Raw genomic sequence first — 11933 nt, 5'->3', positions numbered from 1 at the left:
TGTTCAATTCAGGAAACATGCCAATGAAAGAGATTTGCCAAGTTGTGACCTTAGAAGGCAAGCACGTTCGATTAGAGTTATTATCTCACCAGCATGACGCTGTTTTTACAGATATTATTGCTAGGGATAAGCTTCACCATTTATGGTATACCTCCGTACCTGAGCCAGAGAATTTAGCCAAAGACGTGGACACGCGTTTAGCTCGCTTTGCTAGCAAAGAAATGCTGCCATTCGCCATTATTGATCAACGTACCAATAAAGCGGTTGGAATGACGTCTTATATGCGCATTGATCACGGAGTTCGTCGAGTTGAAATTGGTGCCACATGGTATGGGGTTGAGGCGCAGCGTACCCCCATAAATACTGAAGCTAAGTACTTACTATTAAAGTATGCTTTTGAAGAACTTGAGTGCGTTGCTGTTGAGCTGAGAACGCATTTTTTAAACCATCAAAGCCGTAAAGCTATTGAACGTTTAGGCGCTAAGCTGGATGGGATCTTGCGCAATCATATGGTGACGCGTACAGGAGAGTTGCGTGATACTTGCGTATATAGCATCTTAAATAATGAATGGCCGGCAGTGCGTCGTCATATAGAATGGCTGATGACAAAACCGCGTTGAGATACAAAATAGCCCACAAAAGAGTGGGCTATTGTCTTTATGATTAATTTATAGATATTCGTGCATTGGTTTAGTCATATAGACGTTATTTGGCATTTTTTCTGTAGTGATGTAGCCCGCAGGACTATTAATCAGTGCAGGGATGCGGTTAACCAAATTGGCACAGGTTAACTCTACCGTTGCTGGGTTATTCACTTCAATAGCAGTATCTGGCTCGCCGATTAACTGCCAGCTATTTTTATCACACTCATCTGCCGTTAAAATTTTACCGATACATTCGGTTTCCAAGGTGACACCTTCGGCTGTTTCCGTGATCACCACGGCTGACAGACCTAAAACATCCTCTTTCTTCACGGTCATTTTTAAGGTGTCCGAGTAAATATCTTCGTTAGCAATTTGCGGTACGCAACGTTGAGTTTGGCTAGTGATAGTTAAGCCTAAGCGGCTGCACAGCCAACCATTTTGAGTCCACATATACGGTGGTGCATATTCGCCGCTCTCAATTTTTTGAGAAATCACCTCATAAGGCAGGTCATTATAGTTGCCAATTTGCTGGTTAAACTCATCAACAGTCAGTCCGGCACCGTGACCGATGGCTAATGCGATCCCGTAATCTTCGACGTTATAGCAGCTAGAACCTTTAATTTTTACCAATTTATGCATTGAACCTGCGAGGGTATCGACAAGCACACCCCAAAACATATCTGGATAGCCGCTACCTGCTAAAGTACAGTCATGGGCTTTGGCCAGTTCATCGAGTTTTTGGGTAATTTCAGGAGAGGAGTTCCAAGGGTAGAGCGCTTCTTCGCCAGTGGAAATAGCATTCACACCATGACGTGCAAATAGGGAGAATGCATCTTCTAAATCAGCCATGGTACTGAGGGTAGCGATAATCCCGACATCCGGTTTTAAAGCTTCTAGGGTCTTATCGGCTTCATGGAGTGGCTTAACTTTGACTCCGGTTGGTGCCGTACCCGCAATCTCACCGATATCTTTACCTATAACAGCTTCGTTGATATCAAAAGCCGCCACAACTTCAGCACCGTGTTCTTGTAGGTAACGGATGAGAAACTTACCCATCTTTCCACAACCATATTGAACTGCACGTACTTTTTTCATCATTATCGTCCTATGCTATTTATCTTTTAATCATCATGTTAGATATAGAGTATAAAATTATTGTTTTATATCAATCAATTGAACAAAGAATGCGAAATAAAAAAGAGAGCGATTAGTCGGGGGTAACGTTCGACTATTTGATATAGGTTAGTCATTAACTCAGACTTATCTACAAACTGTTATCTAATAAAGAATGGAAAGCTAGAATAAAATCCGAACATTGGGATGGGAATAATAATTTTTGATGATGCTAGAATGTTGAATTATAGAGAAACTCATCGCCTTGAACACAAATTCGCCATATAGTTTTGAAATACTAGACCTTCACTAAAACAGCACGTATAATCGCACCACTTTGGCCCCTTAGCTCAGTTGGTTAGAGCAGGCGACTCATAATCGCTTGGTCGCTGGTTCAAGTCCAGCAGGGGCCACCAAATTTTAGCTGTTAAATCAGCGCATTAAGCCACTTTGAAAAAAGTGGCTTTTTTGTATCTAAAAAGCCAATGGCGACAAAATGGCTTCCCTCTGCCCATTTCCCATCAATTGAGATCCCCCTCTTTAGATTAATCTAACCATAAAATTAACGTAAATGAGTCTCATTTTTGATTGTCAGTATCCTGTGTGATAGAGAAATATATTTTTAAGTCATTAAATAATTCTCATTAGATAAAAGTAATAATAATTTAATCTTTCTTCTTAGTTAATGATAATGATTCAAACAATTTAAATAAATTAATTTTTACTATCAGGAAATAAAAATAGGAATTTGACTATAATTTTAAAATAAATCATTACGCTATTTAGTAGTAATTGAAAATTATTGTATGAATTGAAATATTAAAATGTAACAAACTGAAAAGAAGTGATTTTTAATGTTTTGTCATTATATTAATGTTTTTGTGAATTAATGAAACATTATGTATAACTCATTGATTTGTATTGGCTGTTGATAATCGGAATGTGATTAAATGTATCAAGAAATAACTGCCTATTAAACTTAATACTATCAATAGGTGTATCTGCCTTTACAGCTTTTAAGTGTAATTATAATATTTATGCGAACCGAAGCTGAAGAGCAAATAGATTCAATTAATAATCTTATCTATGTATTGTTCTTTCATTCCGAATTCTATATCTGAATCGTTAATTAATGACGATTTTATTGATTTATTTTTGCTTAATTTTTCATTTCTAAATATTACTTAATTAAGGAATTATCTTATGAAATTCAATAAAACTATTATGGCTATCGCAGCAACAAGTTTAATTAGCTTCAGCGCGTTCTCTGCGCCAGTGAACCACGGTAACGGTAAAGTCACTTTTACTGGTAGCATCATCAGCGCACCTTGTTCTATTGACCCTGCGTCTTTAGACCAAACAGTGGATTTAGGTCAAATTGCTGACGTTGTATTAAAAAATGGTGAAACTTCAGATGGCCAATCATCCCCAGTTATGTTCGATATCAAACTGATTGACTGTACTGTTGAAACAGGTGATACCGTGAATGTGACATTTTCAGGTGCAGCCGCTGAGAATAACGGTAATCCATTATTAGCGATTACAGGTACTGCGGGTGGTGCTGGTATCCAAATCGTCGATAGCAACAATGCTCCAATTGTATTAAATGAAAAAACTAAATCGACTCATAAACTGCAAGGTGTAACTAATACACTGCAATTTGCTGCTTACATTAAAGGTTTAGGAACATTAAAGGGCGCTTCTGATCCAGTAGAAATTATTCCTGGTGAATTCCAAGCAGTAACTGATTTTATTTTGACTTATAATTAATTCGCTTTAGAACAATATTTATAAAGATATCTATAGCGATAAGCTGAAGTAATGAATAAACTCATTACTTCAGCTTAGGAACTTTATTAAAATTTAAGGGCATAGCAATGATGAATAATAAAAATAAAATTATCAAATCTGTGTTTTTAAATGTTAATATTTTTTGATCCCATGAAAAAACTACTCGTAATATTACTTATTTCACTTCAGTCATCAGTTTCTTTTGCTGAGGATGATGATATTGATTTTAATGTCAATATTTTGAATGCAGAAGATAGGGAAAACATAAACTTAGCTGTTTTTTCTAGAGATTTATATATTGTTCCCGGTATTTATCCATTTAAAATTTATATTAACAATGCTTTTTTGCCGGAAGAAAAAATACAAATTTTTAGTCGAGATGAAAAGTCTGAGGCTTGTATAACCAATGAAATTGTTGAGAAGTTTAACTTAAATCCACAGGCGTTAAATTCATTAAAATGGGAATCAATAGATGGATTAGAATGTCTAGATACATCTAGCCTATCAGGAATGAAAGTTAGACCTGAATTATCAAATAGCACGTTGAATATAAATATTCCCAAAAATTATCAGGAATATTCTGCGGATGACTGGGAGCCAGCATCACGCTGGGAAGATGGAATTAAAGGCCTTATTCTTGATTATAATTTAACCTCTCAATTTAATCGCAGCTTAGGTGATAATAAAGCGGGTGACACGGTTTATTTTTCAGGATTAGGTGTATTAGGCGCAAATTTAGGTAGTTGGCGTTTACGAGGACACTGGCAGGGCACTTATAATCATGTACAGCATAGCAATGCGGGAGATACCAAAGAATTTCAGTGGACCAGTATTTATGCCTATCGAGCGATTAGAAGCTTAAAGGCAAAATTAACGGTCGGTGAAGATTATCTGCAATCTAATTTATTTGATAATTTTAAATTTGCCGGAATTTCTTTGTACTCCGATGACAATATGCTGCCTCCTAGCTTGCGTTCTTACGCTCCAGAAGTCACGGGGTTTGCCGAAACAAATGCCATCGTTAAAATCAGCCAAGATGGTCGATTAATCTATGAAAGCTTAGTGCCCGCGGGTCCTTTTCGCATTCAAAATTTAAATAGCGGCATTACAGGAACTTTGCAGGTTAGAGTTGAAGAGAGTGATGGTCGAGTCTCTGAATTTGAAGTTGAAGCGACAAATGTTCCTTTTTTATCTCGACCGGGTTCTATTCGTTATAAAATGAGTGCGGGTAGACCAACAGATTTAAACCGTCATGTTAATGGTGATATTTTTGCCCAAAGTGAAGCATCATGGGGAATAACCAATGGCTGGTCTATTTTTGGTGGAGCGCTTAACAGTAGCAAATTCAATTCATTTGCGATGGGGGTTGGGCGTGATTTATTCCAGTTTGGCGCAGTTTCTTTTACCTTAAATCATTCAGTAGCGTCACTCTCAGAGGGTCCTACGCTCAAAGGTAAAGCATACAAGATTGATTATTATAAAAGCTTTCAGTCACACAGTAGTCAATTGCAGTTATCGGCGTATCGTTTTACGGATCGTGAATTTATGACGATGAGTGATTTCCTCGCCTATAATAATCATGAATCGATGTATGCCGGGCATAATAAAAACCTATACACAGCCTCGGTGAGCAAAAATTTTACTGATTGGCGCTCATCCATGAATTTGAGCTACAACCATCAGACTTACTGGAATAGACCCAACAGTCATCGGTATAACATGACATTTTCCAAGTATTTCGATACGAAAATGTTTAACAACGTTGGATTATCTATCAACGTATTTAGCAGTAAGATGCAGAGTTTCCGAGATAATGGCGTTTATGTCAGTGTTTCTGTGCCATTGACAAGTGGAACGAATATCAGCGCTTCGACGTACAATGGTCGGAATGATAATACCAACAAGCTCACTGCCAATACCCGAATTGACGATAGAAATAATGTATCACTCAGCGTTGGTAATAACAGGCACAGTGCCTTACTCAGTGGATATTACAGCCACAAAGGGAACAATTCTGACTTTAATTCTAGCTTCAACTATATGAGTAATAGCTCGATGAGTCTGTCATCGACACTGCAAGGTGGAATGACATTAACAGGCTATGGGGCTGGATTTCATCCAATTACCGCACTTGGTGGAACCCGCATTTTTGTTGATACCAACGGCGTTAAAGATGTACCTGTAAAATATAATGGAACCACATTGCGCTCGAACAGTTTTGGTAAAGCCATCGTTCCAGATTTAACTAGCTACTATAAAACGAATTTAGCAATAGACATTAATAAACTACCTAAAAATGTTGAAGTGGCGGATTCCATTGCTCAATCAACGTTAACAGAAGGCGCAATAGGGTACCGAAATTTTGATGTTATTTACGGTACGAAATTAATGGTTCTATTGAGATTAAAAGATGGGAGTTATCCTCCTTTCGCATCCGATATTAAAAATAATGACGGTAAGGTGACGGGAATTGTTGGAGACCAAGGCGAAGCCTATATTGGGGGAATTAGACCGGGTGAAACTATGAATGTTACTTGGCAAGGTTCTGAATGTGTTATTACATTCCCTAAAGATATTGAATCGCACGATGTTTTCGACAAATTGCTCTTACCCTGCAATTAATAAAATATATTAAAAAGAAGGCTAATGTTTATGATGAAGAAATTATCCGTAATATTACTTAGCTGTTTTGTCACAGCGAATGCCTATTCTGCTATTTCGATGGATCGTACTCGAATTATTTATAATGGAGATAGCAATTCAATTTCATTAACAGTCAGTAATAAAAATAACCAACTGCCTTATTTAGCTCAAGGTTGGATGCAAGTGCCTAATGGCGAAAAACTGACTTCATATTTTACGATCCTGCCACCAATTCAGCGAATTAACGCGGGGCAAACTAGCCAATTACGAATTGAAGCTTTACCGGATGTGGTGAAATTACCTCAAGATAGAGAAACGATGTTTTTCTTTAATTTGAGAGAAATTCCACCAACAAGTAAAAAAAGTAACGTATTACAAATTGCACTGCAAACTCGAGTGAAGTTTTTTTATCGTCCTGAATCATTAGTAATGGATTCAACTGAAATGAAAAATTCACCATGGCAGCATAAATTAGTGTTGGTTAAGAAAAATGGCGAAATATATGCCAAAAACCCAACACCGTATTACATCATCATGAATAGCGTTAAGAAAAATGCGACCTCAGAAAAAATAGCGGGTTTTACTGCTACCGATATTGCGCCGTTTGCTGAAACAAAATTATCGCTGACGGCGGATCAATTAGGTTCAGCGCCGGTCATTAATTATATCAATGACTACGGTGGACAAGTGGATTTACCATTTAGCTGTTCTGCAACGGAATGTCGTGCGAAAGAGACCAAATAACCAAACTGCAAATGATGGATAGAGACCATGCCAATAGTTAAGAAGTTATTGTGCCTTAGTTTACTGTTTTTTGTGTCTGTATTGTCGTTTGCAGATGGGAAATTTGTGACTGTTAGAGTGAATATTTTATCGGGCGGATGTGTATTAAACGACAATGAAGAAATTTATGTCGATTTCGGTGACGATGTGGTTATCGGGCAAATTGATTCCGGAAAATACACCCAGCCAGTGAAGTATAAATTGTATTGTGATTCCTCGTTTGATGAATTGTATTTGATTTTTGAAGGTGCCAGAGGGGAAACGGCGAATAGCCTTGAAGTCGATAACACGCCGGGTTTGAATATTAAGTTATATTTCGATAATGGCCCTATGAATATAGGAACTCGATACGAAATTGATAACTATTCTAATCCACCATCTTTAACCGCAGAACTAGCATTAGCTGATGGGATAAGACCTGTTGGAGGCGAGTTTTCTACTACCGCAACACTCACTGTTGGGTATCATTAAGGTATTTTCTTATGAAAAAGATTTGTCTTTCAGGACTTTTATTGTTGGCTTTTACACACACGGCGCTAGCGGTACCCGTTAACTTTAGTGGGCGATTAATTGAAAGCACACCTTGTGTTATCAATGATAATCGACCAATTAACGTATATTTTGGTGATGACTTGGTTGTGGCATTAGTCCCAACAAAAGACGGCAAAACCTATATTGAAGATATTGATTTTGAATGGGAATGTAACGGTATTTCATCAGGAACTGACGTTGTTTTTAGTTTCGATGGCGCTGAATCAGAATTTGATAGAGATCTGTTAGCAATCAATGAACAAGATGAGATTGGATTACAGCTCTATAATGGATCTAGGCCTTTAAGAGTAAATTATGATTTTACTTATACTTATCGTTCAGATGGTGAAACACCAGATTTAAAAGCAAGCTTAGTGAAAAGTGGCTCAAGTAACGCGGTCGTCTATGCTGGTGCATTTACCGCCAATGCAACATTGACGGTTGCTTATCAATGAAAATAATCTTCTTTACTCTACTGTTTTATTTCTCTGGGAATGCTTTCGCGGATGAAGTGAGCTTTTCTGGAGTATTGAGGAACGCAATCCCTTGTAATATCAATGATGGCGCTGATCTAGAGATACCGTTTCATGAGGTTAATGATAAGGATCTGTATAGACAAAGAGAGATTGCCGAAGTTTTTAACATTACGCTATCTGATTGTGAGTATCTGCCTGATTTTTCATATTCAATGGAATTCACTGGCGTCGTAAATTCAAAAATTAAAGGTTCTCTGGCGGTTGATGGTGATACGGGGGATTTAGGGTATGCCATCAAGCTCACGCACGACAATAGCGATATAGATATTAATACTCAATATCCAGTTAGTGGCATGAAAAATAATGATTTTCCGGCCGCTATTACCTTTAAGGCCTCTATCCTTGCTGAAGATGATGCTATCGCGAATAAGAGTATTAAATTAGGTGATTTTACCGCTACAACAACCTTCAATATCTATTACGAATAACTACGTTGTTAAGGTTATTATGAAAAAACTCATATTTATCTGTTTATTACTGATATCGCCTTTTCAAGTTGCACGAGCCGAATTCGCCGCGCAAGGTGAGCTACTCACTGACTATGGTGCGTGGATGGATACACGGTATATTTTACGTGGCGATTTGCAACATGATAATCGTCCGATGGCAGTACAAACGACAGGAAGCTGCCCTTGTGATATCGAATTAGGATCATGGGGAACTTATGCTGATGGTGGATATGGTGCTGGCAACTCACACATTGTTAACTTTGACACGCATTCTGTCAGATTGAGAGAAAGAAGTTCATGGGATGAAAAACCCGTTACATTTAGTGAAGTTGCGCGAGCATTAGAAAACGATAATGTATTAAATAGACAAATACCGGGTCGTTGGCAATTTTATCCAAGAAGACCGGGTGTTGGATATTGCTTCAATTTAGGAATTCTTTATCGGCAGAAAATGCAGAGGGAGCAAACTGCGGATAACCCGATTATACTCTGCTCCCCATTAGACCCGGGGACGGTAAACTGTAATATCGAAGGTCCAGATTATATCGACCACGGCACTTTATCCAATAGCTCCCTAAATGGGCATACTGTGACAGAAAACTTCACCGTTAGTTGCACGGATACTACAGATGTAAAAATTGCAGCAGTGGCTGGTTTAGATAATGATAACTTTATCTTTATTGCGGATGGGTTAGAGTCAGAAATTAATGTGGACGGTTCACCTTCAACAATATTAACGGTTGAGTCTTTTGTGAGAAAACAGTTTCGAGTCTCTAGCCGATTAGTGAAAACCAAGGATCTTGCACCGGACGAATACTCTGGAATTTTCCTGTTATCGGTAGAAATTCCGTAATAACAAACCTGATAATATGCAAATGGCAGAGTGGTGGTGAAATTTGATGACCACTACCCTGCCATTTTTTGATCTTAACTTAGGTTATTTTTACTTATTAGCGCGAGAATACCTTCTCCATCATAAGAGGGCATTTGGGTGAAAAACGGAATACAGCTGCGGATCAAAGGTAAAGTGCAAGGGGTTGGTTTCCGACCTTATGTATGGCAGTTAGCCCATCAATGTGCTTTCAAAGGTGATGTCTGTAACGATGGGGAAGGTGTCCTAGTCCGTTTCCTTGCAGATGCGGATATCTGCGTATTTACTGAATTACTGTATCAGCATTGCCCACCGCTGGCACATATTGAATCGGTGCAATCCCAGCCTTTTGATTGGGATGAAATACCCGAAAAGTTTTCCATTCGTCACAGCGGTGCGGGCAGAATGGATACCCAAGTTATTCCCGATGCAGCCACGTGTGAAGCGTGCAGTAGCGAACTTTTTGATCCCTCAAATCGACGCTACCATTATCCGTTCGCAAATTGCACCCATTGCGGGCCTCGTTTTACGATTATCCGTCAAATGCCCTATGACCGCCCAAATACCTCAATGGCAGAATTTCCGCTGTGCTCTGAATGTCAGCAAGAATATGAGGATCCCGCCGATCGCCGCTTTCATGCTCAGCCAAATGCTTGTGCTGTTTGTGGACCAGAAATCCAGCTGTGTGATAGGTCGGGAAACTTATTAGCGACAAAATATGACGCGTTAAAGCAAACGGCTCAACGATTATTGGCTGGGGAAATTGCGGCGATTAAAGGGTTAGGGGGATTCCATCTAGCTTGTGATGCCACAAATTCCTCTGCGGTCAATCAATTACGACAACGTAAACATCGCCCAAGCAAGCCCTTAGCGGTCATGATCCCATCAATCAATTGGTTAGCAGAGCAAGGGGTTGAGGTTACTGATGGACTGAGAGCTTTACTTCAAAGTTCTGCCGCTCCGATAGTTTTGATCCCGATTTGGGCCAATAGTTTACTTAGCCCTGATATTGCGCCCCACTTACAGGAAATAGGGGTCATGCTGCCATCAAATCCCTTACAGCATCTATTGATGTCAGAGGTGAATACACCTTTAGTCATGACTTCAGGAAATGCCTCTGGCAAACCGCCAGTGTTAACCGACCAAGAGGCGTTGACGGATTTAGCCAATATTGCCGATATTTGGTTGATACATAATCGGGAGATTGTCCAACGAGCGGATGACTCTTTGGTGCGCTACCATGGGGGACAGGCGGAAATGCTGCGTCGAGCAAGGGGCTATGTTCCGGATGCTATTGAACTTCCCGCGGGTTTCGAAAACTCCCCATCTATTTTGGCGCTTGGCGCAGATTTAAAAAATACTTTTTGCCTATTACGTGATAAAAACGCGGTGCTCAGTCAACATTTGGGCGATTTGGATGATATTGATATTTATCAACAATATCAAAAAACTATCCATCTTTTTGAATCAATTTACCGCTTTACACCAACAGTATTAGTCGGAGATATGCACCCTAGTTATGTCAGTCATCGCTACGGTAAATCTTTGAGCGAGCAATTACACATTCCATTTATTCAAGTCCAGCATCATCATGCCCATATTGCGGCGGTGATGGTTGAGCATGGAATTCCCCTTGGCCATGAGAAAGTGATCGGTTTAGCCTTAGATGGTTTAGGCTTTGGCGATGATAATCGTTTATGGGGCGGAGAATGTTTATTGGTGGATTACCGTACCAGCCAGCATATTGGTGGATTACCCCCCGTTCCAATGCCGGGGGGAGATTTGGCCTCCCGCCAACCATGGCGAAATTTATTGGCTCAGTTGGAGCAATTTGTTCCGAATTGGCAAACATTGCCAATCGCTTCAACGCTCCAGCCTTTCCCTTATCCAGTACTCCAAAAAGCGATGCTACGTGGAATTAATAGCCCTACAGCGTCATCAGCTGGGCGACTTTTCGATGCGATTTCGGCAGCATTGGGGATCTGTAAACAGCAGATGAGCTGGGAGGGTGAGGGAGCTTGCCAACTAGAAGCACTAGCTCGGCAAAGCGTCCTAAAACAGCATCCGGTAAGCTTGCCAGTGATTGGGCAACAATTGGATTTGAAAACATTTTGGCAGCAATGGTTGAGTTATTCTGCACCTGATGCTGAGCGTGCTCATGCTTTTCATGTCGCTTTAGCGCAGGGATTTGCAGATCTAGCGCATCAAGCTGCTCACCGGTATGAAATTAATAAGGTAGTTTTATCTGGTGGCGTGATGCATAACCTATTATTGCGTCAGCTACTGGTTGAAAAATTGCAGCCTTTGGATGTGCTATATGCGCACCAATTGCCGATGGGCGATGGAGGATTAGCGTTAGGACAGGCGGCGATAGCTACTGCTCAAATTAAAGATGAATAACTGACAATAATAGTCAGGCTTTATTTTAAATAACCGAATATATAAACTTATTTAAATTTAGCTTTATTCTTTTTGATATTTATTCTTATTTATCTTTTTTGAGATTAATTCTTATTTGTTTTTAAATAGAATTGAATGAACATCAAAAAAAGCTACTCGGAATTCGTTTAAT

The 11933-nt window shown here is 39.4% G+C and carries 10 protein-coding genes and 1 tRNA gene; 10 read left to right on the top strand and 1 reads right to left on the bottom strand.

Annotated features, from left to right (window positions below):
- Window positions 1-23: 23 nt before the first annotated feature.
- The gene (locus EL244_RS14430) at window positions 24-620 is read left to right on the top strand and encodes a GNAT family N-acetyltransferase (RefSeq protein WP_126461797.1); all 597 of its coding nucleotides are present in this window, start codon (window positions 24-26) and stop codon (window positions 618-620) included.
- A 48-nt stretch (window positions 621-668) separates the two neighbouring features.
- Here the strand turns inward: EL244_RS14430 and EL244_RS14425 are convergent, their stop codons facing one another.
- Window positions 669-1739 (bottom strand): NAD(P)H-dependent amine dehydrogenase family protein, encoded by a 1071-nt coding sequence (locus tag EL244_RS14425; protein ID WP_230084810.1) that lies wholly within the window; start codon window positions 1737-1739, stop codon window positions 669-671.
- 357 nt (window positions 1740-2096) lie between these two features.
- On the opposite strand from EL244_RS14425, the gene EL244_RS14420 reads away from it, so the two are divergent.
- The 9 genes from EL244_RS14420 (at window position 2097) to hypF (ending at window position 11761) form a co-directional block, all read left to right on the top strand.
- A tRNA-Ile gene (locus tag EL244_RS14420) sits at window positions 2097-2173 on the top strand.
- 787 nt (window positions 2174-2960) lie between these two features.
- Window positions 2961-3527, top strand: coding sequence for a fimbrial protein (locus EL244_RS14415; RefSeq protein WP_006814164.1), 567 nt, complete (start codon window positions 2961-2963; stop codon window positions 3525-3527).
- A gap of 150 nt (window positions 3528-3677) precedes the next feature.
- Window positions 3678-6170: a fimbria/pilus outer membrane usher protein gene (locus tag EL244_RS14410; protein ID WP_232004553.1), complete on the top strand. Its 2493-nt coding sequence runs from the start codon at window positions 3678-3680 to the stop codon at window positions 6168-6170.
- Between the two features lie 30 nt (window positions 6171-6200).
- Window positions 6201-6935 carry a fimbria/pilus periplasmic chaperone gene (locus tag EL244_RS14405; RefSeq protein ID WP_223844720.1) on the top strand — a complete coding sequence of 245 codons (735 nt, stop codon included), beginning with the start codon at window positions 6201-6203 and terminating at the stop codon, window positions 6933-6935.
- A 27-nt stretch (window positions 6936-6962) separates the two neighbouring features.
- The gene (locus EL244_RS14400; protein ID WP_006814161.1) at window positions 6963-7445 is read left to right on the top strand and encodes a fimbrial protein; all 483 of its coding nucleotides are present in this window, start codon (window positions 6963-6965) and stop codon (window positions 7443-7445) included.
- An 11-nt stretch (window positions 7446-7456) separates the two neighbouring features.
- The gene (locus tag EL244_RS14395; protein ID WP_126461788.1) at window positions 7457-7960 is read left to right on the top strand and encodes a fimbrial protein; all 504 of its coding nucleotides are present in this window, start codon (window positions 7457-7459) and stop codon (window positions 7958-7960) included.
- Window positions 7957-8469, top strand: a complete 513-nt coding sequence (locus tag EL244_RS14390; protein ID WP_006814159.1) for a fimbrial protein — start codon at window positions 7957-7959, stop codon at window positions 8467-8469. Before EL244_RS14395 ends, EL244_RS14390 begins: the two co-directional genes overlap by 4 nt.
- 19 nt (window positions 8470-8488) lie before the next feature.
- On the top strand, window positions 8489-9343 hold the full coding sequence (locus tag EL244_RS14385) for an MrpH family fimbial adhesin (RefSeq protein WP_126461785.1): 855 nt from the start codon (window positions 8489-8491) through the stop codon (window positions 9341-9343).
- Between the two features lie 138 nt (window positions 9344-9481).
- A complete protein-coding gene (gene hypF / locus EL244_RS14380; protein WP_126461782.1) occupies window positions 9482-11761 on the top strand; it encodes a carbamoyltransferase HypF in 2280 nt (759 codons plus the stop codon).
- The last annotated feature ends 172 nt before the right edge of the window (window positions 11762-11933 follow it).

The sequence above is a fragment of the Providencia rustigianii genome (assembly GCF_900637755.1).
GTDB lineage: Bacteria > Pseudomonadota > Gammaproteobacteria > Enterobacterales > Enterobacteriaceae > Providencia > Providencia rustigianii.
The sequence above is the reverse complement of the archived record's forward strand: the minus strand, read 5'-3'. Positions and strand labels throughout refer to the sequence as shown.

Bases quoted from the DNA above. Each gene is read 5' to 3' on its own strand.
- EL244_RS14415 (WP_006814164.1), top strand. From the start codon at position 2,961: ATGAAATTCAATAAAACTATTATGGCTATCGCAGCAACAAGTTTAATT.
- EL244_RS14425 (WP_230084810.1), bottom strand. From the start codon at position 1,739: ATGAAAAAAGTACGTGCAGTTCAATATGGTTGTGGAAAGATGGGTAAG.
- EL244_RS14405 (WP_223844720.1), top strand. From the start codon at position 6,201: ATGATGAAGAAATTATCCGTAATATTACTTAGCTGTTTTGTCACAGCG.
- EL244_RS14430 (WP_126461797.1), top strand. From the start codon at position 24: ATGAAAGAGATTTGCCAAGTTGTGACCTTAGAAGGCAAGCACGTTCGA.
- EL244_RS14390 (WP_006814159.1), top strand. From the start codon at position 7,957: ATGAAAATAATCTTCTTTACTCTACTGTTTTATTTCTCTGGGAATGCT.
- EL244_RS14410 (WP_232004553.1), top strand. From the start codon at position 3,678: ATGTTAATATTTTTTGATCCCATGAAAAAACTACTCGTAATATTACTT.
- EL244_RS14385 (WP_126461785.1), top strand. From the start codon at position 8,489: ATGAAAAAACTCATATTTATCTGTTTATTACTGATATCGCCTTTTCAA.
- EL244_RS14400 (WP_006814161.1), top strand. From the start codon at position 6,963: ATGCCAATAGTTAAGAAGTTATTGTGCCTTAGTTTACTGTTTTTTGTG.
- EL244_RS14395 (WP_126461788.1), top strand. From the start codon at position 7,457: ATGAAAAAGATTTGTCTTTCAGGACTTTTATTGTTGGCTTTTACACAC.